At 49.3% G+C, this 25,836-nt stretch carries 20 protein-coding genes; 18 read left to right on the top strand and 2 right to left on the bottom strand.

Annotation, left to right across the window (positions count from 1 at the left end; all coding sequences use genetic code 11):
- Positions 1–16 precede the first annotated feature (16 nt).
- From ACR1R9_RS22095 to ACR1R9_RS22015, 17 genes are all read left to right on the top strand, one after another.
- Complete coding sequence (locus tag ACR1R9_RS22095) at positions 17–1,054, top strand: response regulator transcription factor (protein ID WP_076290285.1); 1,038 nt, start codon at positions 17–19, stop codon at positions 1,052–1,054.
- The gene (locus tag ACR1R9_RS22090; RefSeq protein WP_433948889.1) at positions 1,051–2,889 is read left to right on the top strand and encodes a cache domain-containing sensor histidine kinase; all 1,839 of its coding nucleotides are present in this window, start codon (positions 1,051–1,053) and stop codon (positions 2,887–2,889) included. The genes ACR1R9_RS22095 and ACR1R9_RS22090 overlap by 4 nt, the downstream gene beginning before the upstream one ends.
- A gap of 30 nt (positions 2,890–2,919) precedes the next feature.
- Entirely contained in the window at positions 2,920–3,687 is a 768-nt protein-coding gene (locus ACR1R9_RS22085; protein ID WP_175383560.1) for an SDR family NAD(P)-dependent oxidoreductase, read from the top strand.
- Positions 3,688–3,721: 34 nt separating this feature from the next.
- Positions 3,722–6,091 carry a DUF4962 domain-containing protein gene (locus tag ACR1R9_RS22080; protein WP_433922704.1) on the top strand — a complete coding sequence of 790 codons (2,370 nt, stop codon included), beginning with the start codon at positions 3,722–3,724 and terminating at the stop codon, positions 6,089–6,091.
- A 135-nt stretch (positions 6,092–6,226) separates the two neighbouring features.
- Positions 6,227–7,777 carry an extracellular solute-binding protein gene (locus ACR1R9_RS22075; RefSeq protein WP_197521455.1) on the top strand — a complete coding sequence of 517 codons (1,551 nt, stop codon included), beginning with the start codon at positions 6,227–6,229 and terminating at the stop codon, positions 7,775–7,777.
- Positions 7,778–7,841: 64 nt separating this feature from the next.
- Positions 7,842–11,288, top strand: a complete 3,447-nt coding sequence (locus ACR1R9_RS22070) for an alpha/beta hydrolase fold domain-containing protein (RefSeq protein ID WP_433948890.1) — start codon at positions 7,842–7,844, stop codon at positions 11,286–11,288.
- Between the two features lies 1 nt (position 11,289).
- The gene (locus ACR1R9_RS22065) at positions 11,290–12,201 is read left to right on the top strand and encodes a right-handed parallel beta-helix repeat-containing protein (protein ID WP_433922707.1); all 912 of its coding nucleotides are present in this window, start codon (positions 11,290–11,292) and stop codon (positions 12,199–12,201) included.
- Between the two features lie 343 nt (positions 12,202–12,544).
- Positions 12,545–14,527 (top strand): CotH kinase family protein, encoded by a 1,983-nt coding sequence (locus ACR1R9_RS22060; protein WP_433922708.1) that lies wholly within the window; start codon positions 12,545–12,547, stop codon positions 14,525–14,527.
- A 106-nt stretch (positions 14,528–14,633) separates the two neighbouring features.
- Positions 14,634–15,278 (top strand): Vat family streptogramin A O-acetyltransferase, encoded by a 645-nt coding sequence (locus ACR1R9_RS22055; protein ID WP_433922709.1) that lies wholly within the window; start codon positions 14,634–14,636, stop codon positions 15,276–15,278.
- Positions 15,279–15,465: 187 nt separating this feature from the next.
- The gene (locus ACR1R9_RS22050) at positions 15,466–15,972 is read left to right on the top strand and encodes a hypothetical protein (RefSeq protein ID WP_433922710.1); all 507 of its coding nucleotides are present in this window, start codon (positions 15,466–15,468) and stop codon (positions 15,970–15,972) included.
- A 54-nt stretch (positions 15,973–16,026) separates the two neighbouring features.
- On the top strand, positions 16,027–17,244 hold the full coding sequence (locus ACR1R9_RS22045) for a sensor histidine kinase (protein ID WP_433922711.1): 1,218 nt from the start codon (positions 16,027–16,029) through the stop codon (positions 17,242–17,244).
- Positions 17,244–17,930 carry a response regulator gene (locus ACR1R9_RS22040; RefSeq protein WP_433922712.1) on the top strand — a complete coding sequence of 229 codons (687 nt, stop codon included), beginning with the start codon at positions 17,244–17,246 and terminating at the stop codon, positions 17,928–17,930. Before ACR1R9_RS22045 ends, ACR1R9_RS22040 begins: the two co-directional genes overlap by 1 nt.
- Positions 17,931–18,138: 208 nt before the next feature.
- Positions 18,139–19,950, top strand: a complete 1,812-nt coding sequence (locus ACR1R9_RS22035) for an ABC transporter substrate-binding protein (RefSeq protein WP_099855589.1) — start codon at positions 18,139–18,141, stop codon at positions 19,948–19,950.
- A gap of 89 nt (positions 19,951–20,039) precedes the next feature.
- Positions 20,040–21,050 carry an ABC transporter permease gene (locus tag ACR1R9_RS22030; protein WP_063567843.1) on the top strand — a complete coding sequence of 337 codons (1,011 nt, stop codon included), beginning with the start codon at positions 20,040–20,042 and terminating at the stop codon, positions 21,048–21,050.
- Between the two features lies 1 nt (position 21,051).
- Positions 21,052–21,888 (top strand): ABC transporter permease, encoded by an 837-nt coding sequence (locus tag ACR1R9_RS22025; RefSeq protein ID WP_063567844.1) that lies wholly within the window; start codon positions 21,052–21,054, stop codon positions 21,886–21,888.
- 4 nt (positions 21,889–21,892) lie between these two features.
- The gene (locus ACR1R9_RS22020) at positions 21,893–23,041 is read left to right on the top strand and encodes an ABC transporter ATP-binding protein (RefSeq protein WP_433922713.1); all 1,149 of its coding nucleotides are present in this window, start codon (positions 21,893–21,895) and stop codon (positions 23,039–23,041) included.
- A gap of 61 nt (positions 23,042–23,102) precedes the next feature.
- Positions 23,103–23,903 (top strand): ABC transporter ATP-binding protein, encoded by an 801-nt coding sequence (locus tag ACR1R9_RS22015; RefSeq protein ID WP_062320810.1) that lies wholly within the window; start codon positions 23,103–23,105, stop codon positions 23,901–23,903.
- A 271-nt stretch (positions 23,904–24,174) separates the two neighbouring features.
- On the opposite strand, the gene ACR1R9_RS22010 is transcribed toward ACR1R9_RS22015, so the two are convergent.
- Both ACR1R9_RS22010 and ACR1R9_RS22005 read right to left on the bottom strand, forming a co-directional pair.
- Entirely contained in the window at positions 24,175–24,447 is a 273-nt protein-coding gene (locus tag ACR1R9_RS22010; protein WP_053783990.1) for an HU family DNA-binding protein, read from the bottom strand.
- A gap of 74 nt (positions 24,448–24,521) precedes the next feature.
- On the bottom strand, positions 24,522–24,722 hold the full coding sequence (locus ACR1R9_RS22005; RefSeq protein WP_062320808.1) for a cold-shock protein: 201 nt from the start codon (positions 24,720–24,722) through the stop codon (positions 24,522–24,524).
- Positions 24,723–24,892: 170 nt separating this feature from the next.
- Between ACR1R9_RS22005 and ACR1R9_RS22000 the strand changes: the two genes are divergently transcribed.
- On the top strand, positions 24,893–25,819 hold the full coding sequence (locus ACR1R9_RS22000) for a tyrosine-type recombinase/integrase (protein ID WP_175383568.1): 927 nt from the start codon (positions 24,893–24,895) through the stop codon (positions 25,817–25,819).
- The last annotated feature ends 17 nt before the right edge of the window (positions 25,820–25,836 follow it).

Here is a 25,836-nt window from a genome sequence, read left to right as displayed (position 1 = left end):
AAACGGGGGAATGGCGATGTTCAGAATCTTGATTACGGACGATGAACCGATGATTCGGATGGGTCTGGCAAAAATGATCAAGCAAGCGGGGCTGTTCGACTGTGAGATACGACAGGCAGCGCATGGGGAAGAGGCCCTTCAGGTGGTAGAGGCCTTTCGGCCACACATCCTGTTTACGGATATCCGCATGCCGACGATGGATGGTATTGAGCTGTGCCGACGTTTATCCGAGCAAGGAAGTACGATGCGCATTATTGTGGTTTCCGGTTATTCGGACTTTGAATATGCAAGAGCTTGTATGGATTATGGAGTAAAGCGATATCTGCTAAAGCCTGTGGGACGACAGGAGCTTCATGAACTGCTGCTCAAATTGCTGGCAACCGAAGAAGATAAACCTACGGTTTCTCTTGTACCCGTGAGGGAGCTGAATGATTGGGCGATGCGTCTGGAAGAGGCCATATGGGAGTTACGGCAGTCCGATGTAACGGAGCTGCTCGCAGCATGGTCTGGTCGTTATCCGGCATATTCCTTAATGCCTGAGCAGACAGCGGAGCTTTTTCAGGAATTGCTGGAATTGATTGTAGCCCGGATGAACGCACGTGGCAATGGAACGATGAGTACATCCTGCGAGATTAATGAAAGCGCTTCCTCAAAAGAGTGCTTCGAGGCTTTGGGCAACGAGATCCACACGTTAATGAAGACGATCAAGGAAAAGCGCAGTGGCAAGCGCAAACATCCGGTGGAAGAAGCAAAAGCCTATCTGGAGAAGCACTTGCGCCGCGAAGTCTCGCTGGACGAGATTGCTGCCAAGCTGGGCCTTAACCCGTCCTACTTTAGCCAGCTGTTCAAGCAGACGACAGGCCAGACCTTTATCCAATACCGGATACGCAGCAAAATGGAACTGGCCAAACGCATGCTGGAACAGCCGGGCAACCGGATTACGGATATTTCCTACGAAGTGGGATATGCGGACCATCCCCATTTTACGAAAACATTCAAGAAAATTACCGGACTGACACCGTCCGAATACCGCAGCAAGTTGGGCATTGAATGATGAAGCGCAGCCTGTCCATCCGCCTGTTCTTTCATTTTGCCGTCGTGATTACGTTGTCTCTGTCCGCCATCGGCCTGTTCACCTATACCTATGCCTCGACTGAAATGAATGACCAGCTTGCGGACAACATCGCCCAAACGATGCGCAATACGGCGTACCAGACTGATCTGTATTTGCAAAATTATGATCGTGCAACCTACTCCATCCTCTCGAACGGAAGTGTGAAGCACTTTCTCGATATGAATTCGGAGGACAGTTATGCCTATTACGAGTACAGCCGTCAGATTAAGACGAACGTGTTCCCGCCTGTTTTTATGTTATACCCACAGATCAAGTTCCTATATGTTATTGGGGAAAACGGGCGTGTTGTCATTGATGACAACCAGAATTCAGCCGGCATACCGGATATCGACGCAGCACAGCAGTATAAGGAGTTGCTGGCTGCAACCCCTGCAAATGGCGAATCGACATTGCTTACCCGGAGTATTCGCAGTGGACAGAGTGCCAATGTGATTACGATTGCGCGCCGGATTAGAGGGGTGTCCTCCTATACGCCTAACGGAGTACTGGCGATGGAAGTAAATGTGCTGGAGCTTGACAAAATATGGGGAGAACTCGACCTCGGTCAAGGTGGGTATCAGTATGTGATGGATCAGAACGGAACTGTAATCTACACACCCGGGGATGAAGAGGCGCAGACATCGATGCCGTCCAACACTGTGAACAGGCTTATGCACATGGAGGCAGGATCACTGGAACAGAACACGGATGGCACCAAACGGCTGCTCATATCGGAGCTTTCTGCATATTCGGGATGGCGCTTTGTCGCTTCCGTGCCGCTGTCGGAGCTGCAAAGACCGATTGCAACGATCCGTTCGGCGACCTTATGGGTTGGTGCAGGGACCTTGCTCGCTGCGCTTGTCGTGGCCTACCGGATCGGAGCATCTCAAGTGGAACCCATTCGTGTGCTGATGAACGGAATGAGACAGACGGAGAAGGGAATCTGGAACAAGGTGGAGATGAAGGAAAGGCGCGATGAAATTGGTGTGCTGATCCGCAGCTATAATCTGATGGTCAGCCGCTTGTCGGACATGATTGAGAGTGTATACGAATCGGAGCTGCGCCGCCAGAAGTCGGAAATTGAGCTTCAGCAGGAGGCGCTGGAACGGCACCGTGCGGAATTTCAGGCGCTTCAGTTGCAGATCAATCCGCATTTTCTCTACAACACCCTGGAAACGATCAAATGTTATGCCGTCGTACAGGACTCCGAAGAAATTGCACAGATGGTGGAATCGATGGCTCATATGCTCCGTTATTCCATTCAGACCAATCTGGAGGAAATTACGGTTGCCAATGAGTTGAAGCATGTGCTGGCCTACCTTTCCATCATGAAACATCGCATGGATCGGGAGCTTGAAGTTGAGGTCATCATTGCACCGGATCTGTTGTTGGAAAAAATGGTTCGACTCACTCTTCAGCCACTGGTCGAAAATGTGCTACAACACGCATTTCCACGAGGCATGGAGCCCGGTCACTTTATCCGTATCGATGCTCGGCGCCTGGAAGATCGCTTTCTTGTCATCGTCCAGGATAACGGTATGGGTATGAGCGAGGAACGCCTGGAGAAGCTGCGTGACCGTCTGGAATTGAATCGTCTGGCAGGCGAAGATTCCGATGATGTATACCATCGCGGAGGCATCGGACTCATGAATGTTCATCGCAGGATTCAGCTGGTATTTGGAGAAACATATGGCTTAATGATTGAGAGTGAGCAAGGCTTGGGAACGACCATTACGATGGCGCTTCCCGCAGATCAGCATAGCAAGCGGATTTAATTAAATCTATAACAGGGAGGAAGATAGAACATGAATATCAACTTGCAGAACAAAATTGCGCTGGTTACCGGCTCCAGCGGAGGAATTGGTGCTGCCATTGCTGGGGCATTGGCACGTTGCGGAGCAAAGGTGGCTGTGAATGGCCTGCATAATATGGATCGGGCGGAGGAGGTCGTTGCCGCCATCCGGAATGCTGGCGGTGAAGCAGCTGCATTTCAGGCAGATGTGACCGATACGAATGCCATAGAATCGATGGTTGGGGATATCACACTCCGCTTCGGCGGTCCGATTGATCTGTTGATTAATAATGCAGGGCATCTGGTGGAACGGAGCCCCATTGAAACGATGAGCGAGGAGCTTTACAGCCGGATTATGGATGTCAATCTGAAGAGCGCCGTATTTGTATCCAAAGCGGTCATTCCTGGCATGAGGGCGGCTGGAGGCGGCCGAATTATCAATCTGACCTCGGTAGCGGCTCATAATGGAGGCGGCCCGGGTGCAGCTATTTACGCAGCCTCCAAGGCGGCCGTCATTGCGTTAACCAAAGGGCTTGCCAAAGAACTGGCTCCAGGCGGGATTACGGTCAATGCCCTTTCACCGGGCTTCATTGGGCAAACGGCATTCCATGCTACGTTCACCTCGGCGGAAGGCCGAACTTCTGCCGTAAGCAGCATTCCGCTTGGACGGGAAGGGACACCCGATGATGTCGCAGGAGCGGCGCTATACCTGTGTTCCGAGCTGGGTTCTTTTATAACCGGAGAAACGATTGAAATCAATGGCGGAATGTACATGCGTTGATGCTACACCATTGCGATAAGGAGGGGACGATACGATGGAAGTGAAGCGGAAGCTTGCAGAAAGACCGTTGTACCAACCAATCAGCGGGCCGTTCCATGTGGACTACGCTCCTGATGAACATACCGTTCTTGCAGAAAATCCGCCGAGATTTACCTGGATGGCGGCGCAGCAAGAGGATGAGAATGCCTATTTGCTGCAGGTGTCGGTGGGACCTTCTTTTCAGGAAGAAGAGACGATGACCTTTGCGCCGCTCCCGTATAACTTTTTCACGCCTGACCGGGTGCTGCAACCTGGGGAGTATTATTGGCGATATGCGCTGCTTGTAGATCAACCAGTGCAGGAAGATAGCGAAGTAAAAGCGGACGCCGTGCTGGGGAAGCAGCAGGAAATGTCGGCATGGAGTGAGGTGAGGCGGTTTACGGTACCAGCGGGATTACCCGAGACACCGATACCTTCTCGGGCACAGCGATATGTTGCCACGGAAACGTCTCACCCTCGGCTATGGCTCGGAGAGAACGGGCTAACGGAACTTGCGGATGCCATTGCGTCAGATGCTACATATTGCGGCTGGGATGTGTTTATGGCAAATTCCGTGGAACCGTGGGCCAACCGCGAGCTGATCAGCGAACCGATGCCTTACCCGGAGAACAAACGTGTCGCTCCGCTCTGGAGGCAAATGTACATTGACTGTCAGGAAACGTTATATGCGATTCGTCATCTCAGCATCGCTGGGCGGGTGCTACGTGACGAACGGTTGCTTGGAGCAGCCAAAACCTGGCTATTGCATGTGGCGGCTTGGGATACGGAGGGAACGACCTCCCGTGATTATAACGATGAGGCGGCTTTTCGGGTCGCCGCCGCGCTCGCTTGGGGCTATGATTGGCTGCATGATGAGTTGACCAGTGATGAGCAAGAGGTGGTAAGGCGCAGCTTGCTGCGGCGGACAGAACAGGTGGCCCAGCATGTGATGGTTCGCTCGAAAATCCATCATGTGCCTTATGACAGCCATGCCGTGCGTTCATTATCCTCCGTGCTTGTGCCCTGCTGTATGGCCTTGTTGCATGAGGAGCAGCAGGCTGCAGAGTGGCTGGATTATGCGATCGATTATTATGCCTGTCTGTACTCCCCTTGGGGAGGAAGTGATGGAGGTTGGGCCGAAGGTCCAATGTATTGGACAACAGGCATGGCCTATGTGACCGAAGCGATGAATTTGTTGCGAAACTATGCGGGCATCGACTTCTTCCGTCGGCCGTTCTTCCAGCGTACCGGGGATTTTCCACTCTATGTGTACCCGCCCGATGCTCGTCGCGTCAGCTTTGGAGATCAGTCTACGCTGGGTGACCCGGTAAACTTGAAAACAGGCTATCTTGTCCGCCAACTGGCAGGTGTTACAGGCAACCGCTGGTACCAGTGGTACTTTGAGCGTGTTCGCCAATCCGATCCGGGGACAGAGGGAGCTTTTTATAACTACGGTTGGTGGGACTTTAACTTTGACGATCTGGTATACCGCCACGATTATCCGCAGGTGGAGGAAGAGTCGCCTGTGGACATCGAGCCACTTAAGTGGTTCCGTGATGTGGGGTGGGTAGCCATGCATCACCGGATGGACGATCCGGATGAGCATGTTATGCTGCTGCTCAAGTCGAGCCGTTATGGCTCCATCAGCCACAGTCATGCGGATCAGAACAGCTTTACCCTGCATGCATTCGGTGAGCCGCTCGCGGCGGATACGGGCTATTATATCGCGCACGGCAGCTCCTTTCATCGGGAATGGCGCAGGCAGACTCGCTCCAAAAACAACCTGCTGATTGGTGGAACAGGTCAGTATGCTGAGAACAACAAGGTGCTGAATATGGCCGCAACTGGGCAGATCGAAGAGGCCTATTGGCGGGATGGCGATGGTTATGTGCGCGCGGTAGCGACCGATGCCTATGCCAGCACCGTACCCCATGTGAAGCGTGTTGTACGGGAGATTCATTTTTTGCAATCCTCCTACTTCGTCATTGTGGACCACATTGATCTGGATAAGCCGGACAGCGTTCAATGGTTGTTCCATGCACTGCACCCGCTGCAGCTGAAAGGGCAGAGCTTCCGTCTAAACGGTAATAAGGCGGGGCTTGAAGGGACGTTTGTATATGCTTCCTCCGGTGAGTTGTCGCTCAGCCAGACGGATCAATTCGCAGAGGTGGACCCGGCAGAGTACAAAGGGCTGGAAAGACATTATCATCTGAGCGCAGAAACGCGCCCTGCTTCAAGCCATAGAATTGTAACGCTGCTGGTACCATATAAGATCGAGGAGCCGAAGTATGTCCCCTATTTCATTGATGACCAGGATCACGGCATCCATCTCTATTTTACCGACAACAGTGTAACGAAAAAGATCGAGGTATCCAAGACGTACTAGGGAGTGCTGACCTAAAGAAAACGCAATCTCATCTAAAACATCCCCATTGTTTCAGGCGGTGGGGATGTTTTAACATCTATTTGAAAGCGCTTCATCAACGAGTGGTACCTAAATCAGGATGAAAAGAGGGGTAGCATGAAAAAGTGGATGGTCTCAGGCATGGCGCTATTGCTGGCGGCAGCTGTCATGACGGGGTGCAACAAAGGCAGCGGAGCGGCATCCGGTGAGGGCGGGGGAGACGGCAAAACAAAATTCTCCATTTCACTACGTACGCTGGCGTATACGTATGTGGAGAAGTCACCCGACATTAACAAGGATCAATGGGTGAAGAAACTCGAGGATCTGACGAATACCGATCTGAAAATTGTCCTGGTGCCCCATAAGGAATATGAACAGAAAATGGTTCAGATGTTTGCCACCAATGATATTCCTGACGTGGTGCAGGGTGACGGAGGCGTCAACGGCAAAGAGATGGCCGGCTCGGTCGAAGCTGGAGTATTTCAGCCGCTGGATGAACTGTTGCAGCAGTACGGGCAAGATTTGCTCAAAGCCGTACCGAAGGAAGCCTGGGACCAGGTAACTCATGACGGCCATATCTATGCCATCCCCGAATATTTATCCAATCCATCCCGCCGGGCAACCTGGATTCGCAAGGATCTGCTGGATCAAACGGGACTGCCGGTGCCTACTACGGTTGAGGAGACAATGGATGTTTTGCGGGCCTTCAAGAAGCTCGGCGTGGAGAATCCATATATGGGGCGTGAGGATTTCAAATATGCAGATACCTTTTTCGGTGCCTATGACGTACAGCAATTCCTGTCCATGATGGAGCAGCAGGGCGACCAGGTTGTACCGAAGTTCATGGATAACGAGAATATGCAGCAAGCCCTCACTGTCTATAAGACGATGTACGAAGAAGGGCTGATCAACAAAGAGTTCGCGACCATCAATTCCACCGTATTCAAAAACACGATTCTCTCTGGCAAGGCGGGCATGTGGTCCATGAATGCCAACGAACTGATCCAATGGGAGAAGCAGATTAAAGCGTCGGTTCCCGATGCGAAAATCGAGATTATTCCTTCCCCTGTCGGCCCCGACGGAAAGGGCGGTTATTATTTGTACGGTCCGGTGACACGTGCCTACTTTATTAATAAGGATGCGGCTGATCCGGCTTCCATTATCCGTTTCTTTAACTGGATGGTGTCTGACGAAGCCGAAAAGTTTTTCACATACGGCACAGAAGGAGAGACCTACACAGAGGATAATGGCGTGATTTCATACACAGCGCCAACAGACTCTGCTGGTGTGGACGAAGAGCGTTACCGTCAGTCGTTCTTATGGTTCGTACAGGACACAACGTACAATAAAGGCTCGTTATCGCTGACAGAGGAAGGCAGAAAGCTGATGAATATTTACGATACCATCTTAGCCAAAGAAGGTCGGGATGGCATCAACTTTGATCCGCGTTTGGAAGCTTTTGTACAGAATCCCGATATTGCTCCCAATTCGGATACACCTCCTCAAGTATTGCTCACACACATGATCAAGATGGTTTATGGTAAGGAGCCAATTTCCGATTGGCCGAAAGTGGTAGAGGAATGGAAATCCAAAGGTGGCGATCAGGCAATCAAAGAAGCCACCGAGAAATTCAATAAGGGTGAGGGAGTGTCGGCACCGCGTCGCTAACGATTTAAGTTGAACTATACATTTTACACGATAACAGCGATCGGAAGGTTGTTCTGTCATCGGAGTGGCAAGTCAGCTGAATACGGAGGGGATACAAGTGAATGACGTGTTCAAAACGTGGAAGAAGCGGGTTGTACTTGTTGCCATGTCTGTCATACTCATTAGCGGTATTGCCGTTCCCGTGCATGAAGTCCGGGCGATGGAAGACGCTGTTCCTCATTCTATTTTAAATACTACGCAGGAAGAAAATATCCCAGATCCGGAGGGCCCAGAGCTGGAAATTTACGCGGAAAACTTTGATGATCCGGACAATTTTGGCTCTACAGGCGGAATTGCATTGAGAGCTCCCTGGCTGCAGGAAGGGGGAGGTGGAAGTAAGGCCAAAACATCGTCTTCCACAACCGCCCCCTCGTTGCCCAACATGATCAAGATTGACGGAACAGATGCACTTGCGCTGCCACTTGATCTGACTGGATACGGAAATATTCGGCTGAGCTATTACACACGTGCGTCGTCCTATATAAGCGGAAGCATCATTATCGAATGGTCGAAGGATGGAGGCAGTTCCTGGGCAACGCTGGAGACATTTGAACTTCCCCCAGGCACTCCTGACGTGAAGAACAAGGAAGGGAATACGCTAAAAAGCTGGACGCTGGGTTCGGAAGCGAACAATAACAGCACAGTGAAAATTCGTTTTCGGACAGGAGATGCCATGCAGGCCAACATGTATATCGACAATGTTGCCATTTACGGTCAGGCTATTCCCGGTATAACGCCTGCCCCATCCCCAGTGCCGCCTGGAGAGGAGAATACTGAATTTACGCCACCACAAGGAGTGACTTTATACGAGGATGTGGAGATTGGCACGGCTGGTGGGCGAGCAATCTATTCATCCATTGCTGTTCCCGAGACAGCGGCAGCTGAACCGATGCCGGTCATGGTCTATATCCATGGAGGTGGATGGAATCACGGGGACCGGAAGCAGGCATTGAACTCCATATGCAATTATGTACTTAAACGCGGTTATATCGGTGTATCTCTGGACTACCGGCTGACGCCTGAGGCGCCGTTCCCTGCCCAGATTCAGGATGTAAAGCTCGCTATCCGATATTTGCGGGCCCATGCAGCCCAGTACAATCTGGACCCGAGTCGCATCGGCGTTTGGGGATCATCTGCGGGCGGCCATCTGGCTGCATTACTCGGCACAACAGGAGACATGGTCGCTGGTGACACTGTAGAGCTCGATACAGGGGTGACGGTAGATGTACCTGATCTTGAAGGTTCTGGCGGATGGCCTGAGTATTCCGACAAAGTGCAGGCGGTCGCCGACTGGTACGGACCCGCTGATTTTACGACGACATTTGCCAATAACTATAGCTCGGTCACAGCTCTGCTTGGCGGGCATCGTGCGTTCGATGTTCCGGAGCAGGCCAGACTTGCCATGCCGGGCACGTATGCTTCACCGGATGATCCACCGTTCTGGATTCGGCACGGTGATGCTGATGCCACCATTCCTTACACCGACAGTGTTACTTTCGCGGGACAGCTCCAATCTGCGGGTGTCTCGATTGTGGATATGAAAGTCGTACCCGGTCAGGGTCATGGATTTACAGGAACGGCTTCCGAGGTTGCCAATGCGGAGGCATGGACCTTCCTTGATGAACATGTGAAGAACCGGATTGTTACGGAGCCCATTATTTTCAAAAACAATCCCGAAGACACTTCGCCTGGAGATCAAGAAGAGGAAGAAGAAAAACCGTTGATTGAAAAGGTCATCGCCAGCAAGCTGCCAAGCGACGATGCGGCGATTGACAGCAGCAAGCCGGATCTGAATTTCAATCAGGCCACGGGCTCCAGCACCGGATTACTAAGCATCTCTTCCACTTTATCGACCAAGAAATATGTATATTTCAAATTTGATATGTCCGGAAATGAGCCAGAAGGAGATCGGTATCGGCTACGGATTGCCGCCAAGAAAGGCACATCGAATATCGATACAGAGTTGTCTCTTTACGGTTTGGATGAAACAGACTGGAGCGAATCATCGTTAACCTGGTCGAATGCTCCGGTCCAAAGTCTCAGCGAAAGTTCGCTGCTTGGCAAATTCCAGGTCACGGCAGATCGTAATGGAAGCCCAGCCGTCTATGAAGTGGATGTAACCGATTATGTGAAGAGTCGTTCAGATGCGGGGCAGGTTGCATTTTTGCTCGCAGATGCGGAATCAACAGGTGTTTCCGTGAACGTATACACCAAGGAAGCCAACGGAACGAGTAATCCGCGTCCACAGTTAACGGTCATTGCTTTAATCGAAGAAGGCAGTGACACGCAGTCACCAGAATGGGAGCAGGGAGCTATACTTGAGATTCGAAACTGGGGAACGGATTTTACGGAACTGAGATGGCCAGCGGCCAGCGATGATACAGCTGTATCTGCCTACCGGATTTATCGGGATGGAGTTTTGCTGGCTGAACAAGGCAAACAGTCATTTCGTGACAGCGGACTTGCAGCCGGAACATCGTACACGTTTCAAGTGAGGGCGATTGATGAAGCCGGCAACGTCAGCAGTGCTTTATCAACCGATATAACCACCCTTGTCGTTCCGGTATCATCCTTGCCTGTTGCTTTCGTCTCGGCAAGTGGTAGCGATGGCAACCTGGCGACCAATACCATCGACAATAACAGTTATACACGCTGGTCTGTTGCCGGAGAGGGGCAATGGATCACGTTTGATCTGGGTCAGGCTCAGCAAGTGGGCTATGTTGGGATTGGTTTTTACAAAGGGGATGTCAGGAAGACCTTTTTTGAGGTAGAAACGTCTGTTGACGGGAATCATTGGACCCAGGTATTCAATGGCGAAAGCAGTGGGGATACAACAGAAATGCAGGCATTTGATATCCCGGACACTTCTGCACGTTATGTACGGATCACTGGGCATGGCAATTCTGATTCCAGTATTTATACAAGTCTGACCGATGTGCATCTGTATGCCCCTTATGCAGGGGGAGGAACGCCTGTTGCCCTGATTCCGTACATTGAGCCACAACCACCTGAAGGGACGGTGCCCTTTATCGCTCCAGGACTGACGGAGACAGATGGAACATCGCATACTATCCATTCTCCTCATGCTGTAACCGGACGTACGATTGATGTACGGGATTACGGAGCAGATCTGGCTGATAATACGAGTGATGATCGACCTGCAATACAGGCCGCCATTGATGAGGCTAACGTTGGTGATGAAGTGTTTTTGCCTAATGGAGTGTACAATTTGTTGTCCGGGCCGGATGGAACCACCAACCTGATCCTCAAATCCGGGGTGAACCTGAGAGGAGAGAGCAGTGGAGGAACCGTGCTCAAGACATCGCTGGATCAGGTGACGGGCAGCGCCGTCCTGAAAGCATCGGCTCAGCACAGCATTCTCGTATCCAACATGACCATAACATCATCCTGGTCTGGCAGCTACTCAACCGATCACAAATCCAACAATCCCTCCGCAGGGGGGGCCGGATAGCATGATCCACATCGCCAACTATGGTGAGGAACCATCGTATGACATTACGATCGACGGCATAATTGTGGAGAAATTCAAACGAATGGCTATCCGCATCGAACACAGCCGAGATGTCGTTGTGAAGCATGCAACATTCCGTAATGCAACAGATCTGGGCCCTGGGGGCTCAGGCTACGGAATTTCCATTCAGGGAACGGCCAAGACCGATCGGCTCGGCTTTGACAATGATACGATATGGAATGTGGTGGAGAACAGTACGTTTGAGGGACCTTATCTCAGACATGGAGCGTTGATCCAGTTTGTTGCCCATAACAACGTGCTGCGTGGCAATACATTTAACGGAACGAAGCTGGATGCTATTGATCTTCATGGTGAACAGGAATATTTGAATGAAATCTCAGGCAATGTCATTACCGATGTGCTGACAGGCGCAGGGATCGGGCTTGGCAATACAGGGGGTTCAGCACCCAGCAACCACAGCAAGTCGGGCAATGGAAACTACATTCATGACAACACGATCACAAACAGCCAAATCGGCATTTCGGTAACCATGGGCACCCCAGATACATTAATCGAGAATAATCTCATCGAGAGTACAACCACGATTGCAGATGCGGCAGGAATCAAAGTGCTGAACGGACCGGGCACAGTAATACGCGGCAATGTGATCCGTAACAATACTGCCAGCGGCTACTGGGGCGTGCGGCTTGAGCGCGACAAAGGCGATGCTGGAGCGGGCAATATTGGCGAAGGAAACCCGGAGAATGTGTTGATTGAAAATAACCGAATCGAAGGTAACGCAAATGGAATAGGACTCTTTGCCGGAGTAGGCATTCTGCTGAAGGCCAACATTCTAAACAACGTGAATGAGGACTACTACAAAGCAGCAGGTGTTACCGTTACCGAGCAGTAAAGGATCAGAACAAGTAGCCTGGCAGGCGTCTATATAAGTTGAAGCTCAATTTTACACTTAAACGGAGAGTGCAGAACCAATTTGAAGAAGCGAAGCGTTCGCCTTTATCACCGGATTTTTTCCCTTGGACAAAGGGAATGATGAAAATCTGGGGATAAGAGCGATCGGAAAATGGTACTGCAATCGGAGTGATAAGGTGTAACATTTATAGTTCAACTTATGTAGCCTGATGGGCTACTTTTTGTTGTGAATCATTGATTTAAGATTCATTAAAGGTTTGTCCTCTACCATGGTTTCATAAGCCTAAGGTGCTTAACAGAAACCAAGAAGGAGGATTCATCATTTGAATAGTTTACTACGTAAAGTTGCAGTAACGGCCTTGTCCGTGACGATGGTAACATCATCTTCTTTTGTTTTGGTAGGAAGCCCAAACGCTGCGTTTGCCGCAGAGGATACAAGCACTAGCACAGGCGTCACGCAAGCCTATGAATCGTTGTTCCAAACGGACAACGTCATTGATGTGAATGTTACGATTGATGATGCAGACTGGAAGAGCATGCTCGAAAGCCCGCTGGATAAGGATTATAAGAAGGTAAGTGTGGAAGTTGACGGTAACAAGCTGGATAACGTTGGTTTCTCCACCAAGGGTAATCTGACTTTGAAATCCGTAGCCTCGATGCAAGATTCCGACCGTTACAGCTTCAGACTGAAGTTCGATAAATACGACAAAACACAATCCCTGCTCGGTCTGGATAAAATGGTCCTGAACAACAACTACGCCGATCCATCGTACATGCGTGAAGTTCTTCATTATGAAGCGCTGCGCAGCATTGGCATGGATGTACCGATGACGAACTACGTAAATCTGTATATCAACGGCGAACTGGTTGGTTTCTATACCGGGGTCGAAGCAGTAGATGACAGTTACCTGGAACGCAATTACGGTGAAGATTATGAGGACGGTGTCCTCTACGATACAGATGAGAAGAGTTACCTGCAATATTCAGAAGGCAGTGACTACAGCACCATCACCGAAGATTTGGGTACGGACGAGAATAAAACCAAACTCAAAAACTTCATCAAAACGCTGAATGACATGCCTGAAGGTGAAAAAGGTGATATCGAGAGTGTGCTGGATGTGGATTCGGCACTGAAATATATCGCGGGCAACATGGTCTTTGGCAACTATGACAGCTATAGCGGCGACAAAGGGCATAACTACATGCTCTACGGCGATGCGGCTGGCAAATTCACAGTTGTACCTTGGGACTTTAACATGTCCTTTAATGGATACTCCGGTGGAGGCGGACGTGGAACAGCAGGATCAACGACGACCAACACCAACGCAACGAACGTATCTGTGGACGAACCAGTACTGGGCATTAGCATGGAAAATGTACCGATGATCAACAACCTGCTGGCCGTGCCTGAGTATAAGGAAAAATACTTGAGCTACGTCAATGAGTTGACGGATTATATGGAAGGCATTCAGGACCGTATCACAGGTCTGGCTGATATCATTCGTCCATATGTAGAAGCAGATCCAACGAAATTCTACACAACTGAGCAGTTTGAATCCAACATTGCATACTCTGCCAACGCTGATGCAACAGGCGGTATGGGTGGCATGGGTGGTACACCACCAGAAGGATTCGAAGGCATGACACCACCAGAGGGCATGGAAGGTATGACGCCTCCGGAAGGTTTTGAAGGCATGACACCTCCCGATGGTACAACACCGCCGGATGGCACAACGGGAACAGGAACAACAGACAGCACAGGCAATACCCAGACACGTCCTGGCGGTAACTTTGGCGGAGGCGGGGGCATGGGCTCCATGGCAGCGGGATCGCTGACGACGTTTGCCCTGAACCGACTTGCCAATCTGCAAGAGCAGCTTGGACGTGAAGTAACACCTTTGCCTGAGACTTCCGAAGATACGGGCACGGATAACGGAACAGGAACAACAGACAAAGCAATTACTGTATCCCTTGATGGAAAAGCAATTACGTTCCCGGATCAGGACCCGCTAGAGCAAAGTGGCCGGGTCATGGTACCCGTGAACGCCATCCTTGAAGCTTTGGGTGCAGAAATAACATGGGACAAAACAGCGAAAACGGTAACAGCCGTTCTGAATGACCAGACGCTTGTGCTCCAGATCGGAAGCAGCACGGCAACGGTGAATGGTGAAACGCTCGAAATCGATGCACCAGCGATTATCAAGAATAGTCGCACACTTGTGCCGGTACGCTTCATCTCTGAAGGACTGGGACTGACCGTGGATTGGGATCAAACGGCTGCACAAGTCACACTTACATCTAAATAAGAAATTTCTCCGGTAGAGTAACGTTGTTCTATGGAGAATGAGAAAAGGGATTCGATGGTCAGATCGAATCCCTTTTTGGTACAATGAGGAAAAGGAGGGAACACATATGGCTCCCGATAAAACGAAACTCTTCCCTAATGATAATATTCGTACCGTTTGTTACATTCAAAATTTGCCGCCGCGCTCTAATGTGTTGATCGGTGATTATACGTATTATAGTGACAACAGTCGTCCACCCGAGCAATTTTATGACCGCATTCAGCATCATTATGATTTCCTGGGTGATCGTCTGGTGATCGGTAAATTCTGTGCAATTGCCGAAGGTGTGACATTCATTATGAATGGTGCCAATCATCGGATGGAGGGCATGACGACGTATCCCTTCAATATTTTTGGTGGTGGTTGGGAGAGAGTAACTCCTACGCTGGATCAGCTGCCTTTTAAGGGAGACACAGTATTGGGCAATGACGTCTGGATTGGACAAAATGTAACCATCATGCCGGGTGTCACGATTGGAGACGGTGCCATCGTCGCTTCCAATGCGACAGTCACCAAGGACATCGAGCCTTACACCATTGTGGGTGGCAATCCAGCGAAACCAATCAAAAAGCGCTTCGACGACGAGATCATTGCTTTATTGCTGGAACTGAAATGGTGGGATCAGGATGAGGTGTGGTTGGACACACATTTGAAACGACTGGTCTCAACATACGATCCGCAGACATTGCGTGAGCTTCTGAAGAGCAGGTAGGTTGGTGTACGTGAATTGATATGTAAAAAACGAGACTATCACTGGTTCCTTATGGAGCCAGTTTTTTTATTTTGAACTCCATTTGCTCATCATTATGACATTTCATGGAACCATGCATATCCACACTAAGCCCCTGGATGGAAGAAGTTAAGAGAGCCAGTCCATCTATAGGTGGACTTAACTCCCGTTGAATTCGGCTACACTGAATGTAGATCAGAGAACACGTGGAGAAGGTGAGGAAAAAAACATGATGAATATTGTGATTGTAGCTGTCATTGTTCTATTGTTATCGCTAAGGGAGAAGGAAGTGAAGACATCCCGTTTATGGGTCTTGCCAGCGATCATTGCGTATTGGGTGCTGTCGAGCGTAGTAAATACACCATTAACAGTGGGCAACATTCTGTTATATATTGTTTTTCTCATTATAGGTTGTGGAATTGGTGCGTGGCGGGTAAATCTGGAACAGCTTCGAATCCATCCAACTACAGGCAAAATGATGTCCAAGGGATCACTTGCCAGCAGCGTGCTTCTAATCGCAGTTATGGTGTTGAGACAGCTTGCCAGCCAATGGGATGTGCATCATACGGTGGTTTCACTGAGCAATGCTCTGTTGTTTCTACCTCTGGGAAGCATCGCTGCCCGGCGTTATTTTCTGTATGCCAAAGTCCAGCGCTTTCAAGGCAGAGGTGTATAATCGTTTCAAACTTTAGGATTGGAAAGGATGGCTATGCAGAACGATTCAAAATGGATGCAGATTCAAAAGGTGGTATTGGATCATACCGCAGATATTATTTTAACGTTGCTGCTGCTTTACAGTCTGATCGAGCCCTTCAAAGAATTGGCGTGGGCCGAGTTGGTTGCAGGATTGATCGTTAGGCTGCCATACCTTATGTTGGTTTGGGTTCCACAGTCACTTCGAAATGAGCGAATGCGAACGTTAGGAATATTGGTGATTTGGATAGTAACGCTGCTCTATGCCCAGTTCTTCGAGGCCGAGTATCGCATATTTGAATTAACCTTTTATCTCATCGGATATACTGCGTTAAAATTGCCTATACATCGTTCTTCATTGCTTGGATTCGTTATCATCATCGGGAATGCAGCGCTGCTCTATATGGATGAATACGAAGCCAATCAGATTCTGGTATATTCGATGGCTCATGCTGTAACTTATATTCTATGCTGGGCTGCGAGAATCAGGCGGGAAAGCAGACAGGACAGCAAACGACATTATGAGGAATTGCAGAAGGTGCACGCTGAACTGACACAGGCCCATCAGGAGCTTCAGGATACACATCAGGAGTTGGAGCAGGCTACCGTGCGATTGATGCAGTATGCCGTACTTGAAGAACGAAGTCGAATCTCGATGGATTTGCACGACAGTGTTGGCAACCGATTGACCTCCATTATTGTTCAGCTTCAGGCATTGCCATATATGATGAAGATGGATGCAGCGGAAGCCGACAAAGCGATGGGTACGGTGCTTGAAGTAGTCCGACAATGTCTCCAGGAGGTTCGAACTGTTGCTCATCAGATGGGCAGCAATGAAGCAGGCCTCGGGCTGGTCGCCTTGACGAGTCTGGTGAATGAGATACGGGAGATGGCAGGTTTCACGATCAAACTCACCCCCCAAGAGCAGACGAGTCATTGGACGCCAGAAACGTCTGAATTATTGTATCGTGTACTCCAGGAAGCGTTAACGAATATCATTCGTCATGCCCAGGCTTCACAAGTGAAGGTGGACATCTTGGAGAAGGAGCACCAGCTACATATGATTGTGGAAGATAACGGAATGTATCGCAAAGAAAATCCGATCTCTCCCGGTTTCGGACTATCAAGTATGAGAGCAAGATGTGAGAGGGCAGGCGGTTCCTTATCCATTGATGCAGTCGATCCACATGGAATGAAGTTAACCCTGACTATTCCTCAAGATGTGAAGGAGATTATAGGAGGTGATGAACACTAATGGAGCAGGACATACAGGAAATACGTGTACTCCTCGTGGATGACCAGCATCTGGTCCGGCATGGCTTACGTTTTATTATTAATGCACAGCAGGATATGGAAGTGGTAGGCGAAGCGGGAGGGGGACATGAAGCAGTCCGTTTGGCAGCAGAGGTTCGTCCACATGTCGTATTGATGGATGTACAGATGGAAGCAGGAGACGGACTGGAAGCGACAGCGGAGCTAATGAAGATACTGCCTGACTGCAAAGTGGTCATCCTGACCACATTCGATCATGAGGACTATGTGTACAAAGGAATACGTGCCGGAGCTGTTGGTTATCTGCTCAAGGATGCGGCGCCGGATGAACTCGTTGATGCGGTTCGTGCTGCATACCGGGGGGAAGCCATTTACCGCACGGCGGTGGCAGCCAAGGTAATCAGTCTTGCCATTCGTTCAACCCCGAGTCATTCGGATTCAGTGAAGGAGACGGTAGAAAACGAACCATTGCCGGAACCGTTTACCGGACGGGAATTGGAGGTTTTGCAGCAGATGGCCTATGGATTACGAAATGAGGAGATTGCTCGCAAGCTTTTTATTGGAGAGAGTACGGTCAAGACTCATGTGCATCGTATTTTGCAAAAGATTCAGGTGGAAGACCGCACACAGGCGGTCGTCTTTGCCATTCGTAATGGATACGTCAAGTAAACCGTTCTTCTTGACCTTCTGTGGATCAGTAATCATTATTCGGTAAATAACCAGCTGCCCTATGCGGAGCTGGTTATTTCGTTTGTCCCCATAAATAATGCCTCGAAATTGAGAAAAGAGATGGAATGTTTGGTGTGAGATAAGTCATAGAATAACTTTAAGTAAGCGCTTCCAATAACATCAATATGAATTCACGGAGGGGTTCAGAATGCGATTTAAAAGAGCTGCCACACCGCTCGTCGCTCTGTTCATGTCGGTCACATTGTTTGCCGGATGCCAAAGTGTTCAGCCACCATCAGTAAGCGAACCACAAGGGACGGTGGATACACCGACCACGACAACCCAGAACGAACCTGCACCACAGACCAACAAGGAGACTCCGCGTAATGAGACCTTGTATATCAATGGATTGCAATGGGGGCCACCAACCAACTTCAATCTGTTGAGCGGAAATCCCGCATTCCCAGTGAATTACGGCAACTCCAGGGAACTGGTGTACGAGACGCTGTTTATGGTGAACCAGCTGGACGGTGGCCTTGAACCTCTCTTGGGCAATTCGTATGAATGGACGGATGAAACCACGCTGCGCATTGAGTTGAATGCGGATGCGAAGTGGAGCGATGGAACGGCTTTTACAGCAGATGATGTTGTGTACACCTATGAATTGGGCAAAAAATACGATATCAACTGGAGCAGCTTCTGGACCTACATCAGTGAAGTGAAAGCGGATGGAGCGCAGGCCGTGGAAATTAAACTGAATCCTGATAACCCCAACAAGCTGACTGTACTGGACAGCATTGAACTGATCCCGATGCTGCCGAAGCATATCTGGGAAGAGATCGAGAAGAAGAACAATAATGATCTGACCGCGATTCGCAAAGAGGTTAATGATAATCCGGTGGGAACCGGAGCATATAAGCTTCACTTTTACAACGACCAGAAAATTACGATTGTACGTGACGACAACTACTGGGGACAAAAATTGTTCGGCAAGCTGCCTGCACCGAAGTACATCACCCATGTAATCTACAAGGATAATGCCGCAGGAGATCTGGCGTTCAAGAGTGGGCAAGTGGACGTCTCCCAGCAGTTCATCCCTCAAGTGTGGAAGATGTGGGAAGGCGGGGCTGCTGTCAAAACGTATCTGAAAGATGCGCCGTATTATCTGCCCGGTTCCATGCCAAGCATTTTCTTCAATCTGTCCAAAGCCGGACTCGATAATGCTGACGTTCGCCGTGCAATAGCCATGAGCATCAACTATGAAAAAATTTCGGAGCTGGCCATGAGCGGATATTCCGCACCAATGCAGCCTTCCCTGACCTTGAACTCGGACGCCGAGTCCAAATATATTGACCAAGATGCCATCAAGTCTTTGCAGTGGACGATGGATATTGAAGGAGCCAACGCTCTGCTCGACAAGATTGGAGCAACCAAAGGCAAAGACGGCATCCGTGTTCTTAACGGCACACGCCTCGGACCTTTCGAGGTTGAATGTCCTTACGGCTGGTCTGACTGGAACGCTGCCCTGGAGATCGTAGCGCAGAGCGCCAAGGCCATAGGGATTGAAATTCGTACCAAATTCCCGGAATCCCCGGTATGGACCAATGATCTGCAAACCGGCAAATTCGATATCATCATGAACACACCTGCAGGCGGGGTCAGCCCAAGCCAGCCATGGAACCGCGCGATGACGATCATGTACTCCAAAGGGGTTGCCCCAATGGGTGAGATGGCATTCTGGAACTGGGGACGTTATCAAAATGACCGTGCAGACGCCATTATTGAAGAGATTCCATCTGTGTCTGACGAGGCGAAGCTGAAGTCACTGTATACCGAACTAAATACGATCTGGTTAAAAGATATCCCTTCCATTCCGCTGATGTACAGACCATGGGTGTTTGACACGGTGAACGAATCAGTCTGGAAAGGTTTCCCGACGGAAGGAGATGGAACCAACATTCCGCCGCAAATCTCGATGGACGGTGCAGGTATTAAGGCATTATATCAGATCCACAATTAAGGAACTCATATTGAATCAGGACATGATGAAGTGACACGCCACTTCAGACATAAGGCCCTTATCCGCTAAACTCGGGGGTGCTAAATCCTATGAATGCCTATTCCAGATATGTCGCCAAAAAAGTATTCTGGTACGGCCTGACCCTGGTCATCGCCATCGGACTGAATTTTATTTTGCCAAGACTAATTGAAGGTAACCCGGTGAGCATGATCGCTTCCAAAATGACGTCAGGGATGACCGACTCGGATTCCATCAAGCGGGTGTATGAGACATTTACGGTTGAATTCGGCATTGATCAGCCACTATGGACCCAATTCGGCATCTATTTGAAAAATCTGTTCACTGGCAATCTGGGCACGTCCTTTGGACTGTATCCGAAGCCTGTGACGGACATTCTGGCCTCCGCCGTCCCTTGGACGGTGGGGCTTCAACTTCCGGCCATCCTGGTCGGCTGGATCATTGGTAATTTGCTCGGTGCGATTGCAGCGTACCGGAAGGGTGTTTTTGATAAAGTGCTGTTTCCGGTAGCATTGTTTATCAATTCCATTCCTTTTTTTACTCTGGCTATTATTATGCTGTATGTCTTTGCGTTATCACTAAAATGGTTCCCTTTATCAGGCGGATATGACTTCCAGATGGTGCCACAGCTGAGCTTCGACTTCATCATGTCCGTGGTTCGCCACCATACCTTGCCGTTTCTCTCCATTGTGCTTGTGACCATTGGTGGTCAGGCCATTGGCATGCGGGAGATGTCCATCTATGAGCTGAATTCAGACTATGTGTTATACAGCAAACTGTTGGGTATTCGCGACGGCCGAATTGCGCGTTATGTGTTCCGTAACGCCATGCTGCCGCAAATTACGGGACTTGCGCTCTCCATCGGTACGATGGTCGGCGGTTCACTCATCTGTGAGATTGTCTTCAGTTATCCGGGCATCGGCACATGGTTGTTCACCGCCATAAGGCAGCTGGATTATCCACTAATCTCGGGGTGTACGCTGCTGATTGCCATTGCTGTATTGCTTGCGAATTTCACTATTGATGTAATCTACGGTTTCATTGACCCGCGCATCAAGGCCGCTCAAATGGAGGAACAGTGATATGAAGCATTCGATCTCTATTTTGCTGAAGTCACCCAAATTCATGATCGGTGCGGTGACTTTTGTCGGCATGTTGCTCTTGGTTACGATCTATCCGCTCATTAATCGCAGTGACCCCCTTGAGATGATTGCAATGGCGTTCCAGCCACCTGGCGATGGCCTGTTACTAGGATCGGACAATTTTGGACGGGACATCTTCCTTGAATTGATGTATGGCATCCAGACATCCGTACGTGTGGGGCTGATTGCAGGTGTGTTTGCGACCGTTATCGGTTTGGTTATGGGCCTGGTGTCGGGATACATCGGGGGAATGCTGGATAACTTTCTGACGGCGATCACCAATATTTTCATTGTTATTCCTTCGTTCATCATCCTGATCTTGATCTCGGTCAGCATTGATTCACGCAGTTCCCTGGTAACGGCGATCATTATCGGTATAACCAGCTGGCCTTGGACGGCCCGGGCTGTGCGAGCCCAGACGACATCTCTGCGCAGCCGGGATCATGTGCATATTGCGAAAATTTCGGGACACAGTACGCCGCGTATCATTATCCATGAGATTTTGCCGTATATCGCGTCTTATGTGGTGATGGCTTTTGTGCTCCAGACGGCATCGGGCATTCTGTCCGAAGCTTCCATCTCCATGCTGGGACTGGGGCCGTATAATACGATCTCGCTCGGCATTCTGATGAACTGGGCACTTGTGTTTGAAGCGCCGGTAGCTGGGGCGTGGTGGGCTTTCATTCCTGCGGCGCTGGCGATTGCCGTCATTACCTTCTCGCTTTATCTGATGAACACGGGCATGGACGAAATTTTCAATCCGAAAATAAGGAGCTAAGGCCATGAACCAACCTATACTTCAGGTCAGCGGTCTGAAAACGTATTACCGTACCCGGCTCAAGGAGAACGTCTTTGCCGTCGACGGGGTGGAGTTCGGACTGAAAGAGGGGCAGACGCTGGGCATTGCAGGTGAATCGGGCTGTGGAAAATCAACGCTGGCGCTCAGCCTGATGGGCTTTTATTTCCCGCCCCTTCATTATGGCAGTGGTTCGATCCGCATCAATGGTACCGATATTATGCAGCTGAACAAAGAGCAGCTTCGTTCGCGCATTCTGGGCAAGGAAATTGCTTATATTCCGCAGGCAGCCATGAATGCACTGAACCCAACGCTGCGTATTATCAGGTTTATTGAAGATATCATGAAGGAGCATCGTCCGGAGATGAAACGGTCGGATGTGCGAAAGATGGCTACAGAGCGCTTCCAATCACTGAACCTGTCGCCGGATGTGCTGGATATGTATCCAAATGAATTGTCCGGCGGCATGAAGCAGCGAACGGTTATCGCTATCTCAACGATTCTGAATCCCAATGTGCTTATTGCGGATGAACCTACTTCGGCACTGGATGTAACCTCCCAGAAGGCGGTCATTCGTCTGTTGAAGGATTTGTTGAAGCGCAAAGTAATCAAATCACTGGTGTTCATCACACATGAGCTGCCGTTGTTGTACCATGTCACGGATGAAATTATGGTGATGTATGCCGGGGAGATTGTGGAACGAGGCACGGCAGAGCAGATGATTTTCAATCCGTTGCATCCGTACACTCGCAAGCTGATGGGTTCCATCATTGTTCCGGAAGAGGGCATGAAGGAGCATAAATTGGCGGCGATTCCCGGTGCACCACCCAATCTGAAGAATGTGCCGGAAGGCTGCCGCTTTGCAGAGCGCTGTACACTGGTGACCGACGAGTGCCGCCAAGGGAAAATTGAGAACATTCAAGTCGATGGGCGCATATATCGCTGTCTTCTGACACCGGAGATGCTGGAGCAGATCAGGGAGCAGGAGCAGGAGCAGGAGCAGGGCGGTCACTTTGAGCAGGAGAGCATTAACGAACATTCCCAGGAGACGAAACAAAATCAGGAGGAAAGCGGCTTAAACAAAGATGTAATCCAAGATGTTCGAACTGCCACAGATGATAGTGCAGACCAATGAAACGATTCTCTCTGGGTTTTAATGGGCTCGGATCAAGGCTCCCCGAAAGGAGTGAGGTAGTATGGCGATGGGCAAGGTACTGATCAGCGGCCGCCATCTGACCAAGGTGTACGGTACAGGCAATCGCAAAAAGGCAGCGGTGGACGATGTGAGCTTTGATTTTCATGAAGGGGAGATTATCTCCATTGTCGGAGAGAGCGGCAGTGGCAAAACGACACTCGCGAAAATGATCATGGGTTTGCTCAAGGAAACGGGTGGAGCGATCGAATACGATGGCAAGCCTAGACAACTGAAGCGGTATCGTGAGCGTAAAGCCTATTGGAAGGATATCCAGGCCATTTTCCAGGACCCGTTCTCTTCGTTCAACGTATTTCACCGGGTGGAAAAGCTGCTGGTAGACTGTATCAAACTTCAGGGATTGAAGCTGAACAAGGACGAGGAATATGCCAAAATGAAGGAAGCCTGTTCTTTCGTCAACTTGAAGTTCGAAGAGTTATATAACAAATATCCGTTTGAACTGTCCGGTGGACAGATGCAACGGCTCATGATTGCCCGCATTTTCATGCTGCATCCTAAGGTGTTGATCGCCGATGAACCGACGTCCATGGTGGACGCATGCTCGCGTTCAACGATTCTGGATATGCTGCTCAAGCTGCGCGACGAAAACCGCATGACCATTGTGTTTATTACGCACGACGTGGGTCTGGCTTATTATGTGAGCGACACGATCTGTATTATGGAGCATGGACGAATGGTGGAGGCGGGGAGAGCGGAGGAAGTTATTCACCATGCGGAGCATCCTTATACCAAACAATTAATCAATGACGTACCCAAAATTCATTCTCCCTGGGTGCTCGATTGACACAAATCAAGCCCTGGACCGTTTTGAGCGGAACAGGGCTTCTTATTGTCCAAGATGAAAGGTTCATTTTAGCGAGTGGGTGGTTGTGGCGTCTGTGCAGACTCTGTTGATGGGGGTGTTGAATGGGTGTGTTCTTCCGCGTTATTCTGGTTTGTCTGCTTGCCGGAATAAAAGTTAATGATATCATCAACCGTAGAAAACACGAAATTTACATCAAAATGTTCATTGTGTGTTTGAATAAAAACCTCTTTTCCAATCTTGTTGTTGCTGTTTAGTTTAAAGCTTCTTTCATGGTTAATCCTGCAGTGAATACGGGAACTTTACCTGCTGGAAGTTGAATTTCCTTACCAGTTCGACGGCTTTTCCCCATACGTGCTTCACGATTACGCACTTCGAATTTGCCGAATCCAACCAGTTGAACCTCTTTGCCTTCTTTTAATGCTTCCAAAATCGAATCCAGTACAACTGTTACGGCCTTTTCAGCGTTCTTTTTGGAGAATCCGCCGTTTTTGGCTACTTCTGTGATCAATTGTTCTTTATCCATTTGTCATACCTCGCTTTTCGTTTTTGGATGTAATAAAACAAAAAGCTGCCTTGTACAAGGCAGCTTTAATATAATTAAACTTTAGTAACGTTCTCAGCCTGTGGACCACGGTTACCTTGAGTTACTTCGAATTGGACGCGTTGTCCTTCATCCAATGTTTTGAAACCGTCGCCTTGAATTGCACTGAAATGAACGAATACGTCTGTTCCTTCTTCAGTTTCGATAAAGCCAAATCCTTTGTCCGCGTTAAACCATTTCACTGTACCTGTTTGCATGTAGTTCCTCCAAAAAATAAGTTTTTAAACGACCATTTTGAAAAGGCTAATTTTAGAAATCAACGCTAATCAGGTATATTCAACCCACAGACTTGATGTCCGCTAATGTATCGATTAATATGATAATACCATGTCCGCTAATATAAGTCAAGATTTGGAGGTTTTTTCTAATGGATAAGGTATCTGGTACTTCGGTACAAGGGGAAATGGTTGTTCAGGAATTCATACATATGCTTACGATCCAGGGAGAATTGACTCCTAAAACCTTGAAGGAATATGCGAGTGATTTGAAGCATTTTACCGAATGGTATAAAGGGAATGATTCTCGGGGTGTAGAGATTTCATTTCATATCGAAGAAGTGCATACACCGACTTTGGTCAGTTACCGGGAAGATTCTCAAAAAGTAATGCAATTGAAGCCATCTACCATTAATCGCAGACTGATTACATTGAAGCGTTTTTTTAAGTGGGCTGCATCGGAATCCAGGATCAACAGTGATCCTTCCAAACCTTTGAAATTCATTCCGGAAGACAAGGTTAGCCCCCGCCGAATGACAACTGAGGAAGAACAATCATTCATATCTGCGGTCGAGGACGGCAACTCGCTTCGGGATCAGACCATCCTTACGCTCATGTATCATACCGGTATGCGAACGATGGAGATATGCAATCTCGCTCCCGATGATATTGAATTGGGCAAAAGAAGCGGGCAACTTACCGTACGGGCCGATAAACGAAACGGTCAACGGAAAATTCCGCTGAACATGACATGTATTGCTTTGTTGAAGATATACATGGCTGGCCTCGCACCGGGTAGTCCTTACCTGTTTCCTTCCGAGAAAACCAGTGATCGCTTAACGGAGAGGGCGCTGCGCCATTTGATCAAAAAGGTGATGACTACAGCCGGTCTGGAAGGGCTAAGTTCCCATGATCTGCGTCATCGGTTCGGATACGCTATGGCCGAGCATACACCACTGCATCAATTGGCAGAAATGATGGGACATATCAATCCGGATACCACGATGATTTATGTGAAGGGTTTAAATGCCAATCTATCTTTATCAGCAAAAGAGGATGGAGAAACGGAACCGGATTAAAGTACATGCAGAACTCT

This window comes from Paenibacillus taichungensis (assembly GCF_050994985.1).
Lineage (GTDB): Bacteria > Bacillota > Bacilli > Paenibacillales > Paenibacillaceae > Paenibacillus > Paenibacillus taichungensis.
The sequence above is the reverse complement of the archived record's forward strand: the minus strand, read 5'-3'. Positions and strand labels throughout refer to the sequence as shown.

What these genes read in the sequence shown, in the direction of transcription:
- ACR1R9_RS22045 (WP_433922711.1), top strand. Translation starts at nt 16,027, where the DNA reads ATGCAGATTCAAAAGGTGGTATTGGATCATACCGCAGATATTATTTTA.
- ACR1R9_RS22075 (WP_197521455.1), top strand. Translation starts at nt 6,227, where the DNA reads ATGAAAAAGTGGATGGTCTCAGGCATGGCGCTATTGCTGGCGGCAGCT.
- ACR1R9_RS22085 (WP_175383560.1), top strand. Translation starts at nt 2,920, where the DNA reads ATGAATATCAACTTGCAGAACAAAATTGCGCTGGTTACCGGCTCCAGC.
- ACR1R9_RS22030 (WP_063567843.1), top strand. Translation starts at nt 20,040, where the DNA reads ATGAATGCCTATTCCAGATATGTCGCCAAAAAAGTATTCTGGTACGGC.
- ACR1R9_RS22035 (WP_099855589.1), top strand. Translation starts at nt 18,139, where the DNA reads ATGCGATTTAAAAGAGCTGCCACACCGCTCGTCGCTCTGTTCATGTCG.
- ACR1R9_RS22040 (WP_433922712.1), top strand. Translation starts at nt 17,244, where the DNA reads ATGGAGCAGGACATACAGGAAATACGTGTACTCCTCGTGGATGACCAG.
- ACR1R9_RS22025 (WP_063567844.1), top strand. Translation starts at nt 21,052, where the DNA reads ATGAAGCATTCGATCTCTATTTTGCTGAAGTCACCCAAATTCATGATC.
- ACR1R9_RS22095 (WP_076290285.1), top strand. Translation starts at nt 17, where the DNA reads ATGTTCAGAATCTTGATTACGGACGATGAACCGATGATTCGGATGGGT.
- ACR1R9_RS22065 (WP_433922707.1), top strand. Translation starts at nt 11,290, where the DNA reads ATGATCCACATCGCCAACTATGGTGAGGAACCATCGTATGACATTACG.
- ACR1R9_RS22000 (WP_175383568.1), top strand. Translation starts at nt 24,893, where the DNA reads ATGGATAAGGTATCTGGTACTTCGGTACAAGGGGAAATGGTTGTTCAG.
- ACR1R9_RS22010 (WP_053783990.1), bottom strand. Translation starts at nt 24,447, where the DNA reads ATGGATAAAGAACAATTGATCACAGAAGTAGCCAAAAACGGCGGATTC.
- ACR1R9_RS22080 (WP_433922704.1), top strand. Translation starts at nt 3,722, where the DNA reads ATGGAAGTGAAGCGGAAGCTTGCAGAAAGACCGTTGTACCAACCAATC.
- ACR1R9_RS22055 (WP_433922709.1), top strand. Translation starts at nt 14,634, where the DNA reads ATGGCTCCCGATAAAACGAAACTCTTCCCTAATGATAATATTCGTACC.
- ACR1R9_RS22090 (WP_433948889.1), top strand. Translation starts at nt 1,051, where the DNA reads ATGATGAAGCGCAGCCTGTCCATCCGCCTGTTCTTTCATTTTGCCGTC.
- ACR1R9_RS22005 (WP_062320808.1), bottom strand. Translation starts at nt 24,722, where the DNA reads ATGCAAACAGGTACAGTGAAATGGTTTAACGCGGACAAAGGATTTGGC.
- ACR1R9_RS22015 (WP_062320810.1), top strand. Translation starts at nt 23,103, where the DNA reads ATGGCGATGGGCAAGGTACTGATCAGCGGCCGCCATCTGACCAAGGTG.
- ACR1R9_RS22020 (WP_433922713.1), top strand. Translation starts at nt 21,893, where the DNA reads ATGAACCAACCTATACTTCAGGTCAGCGGTCTGAAAACGTATTACCGT.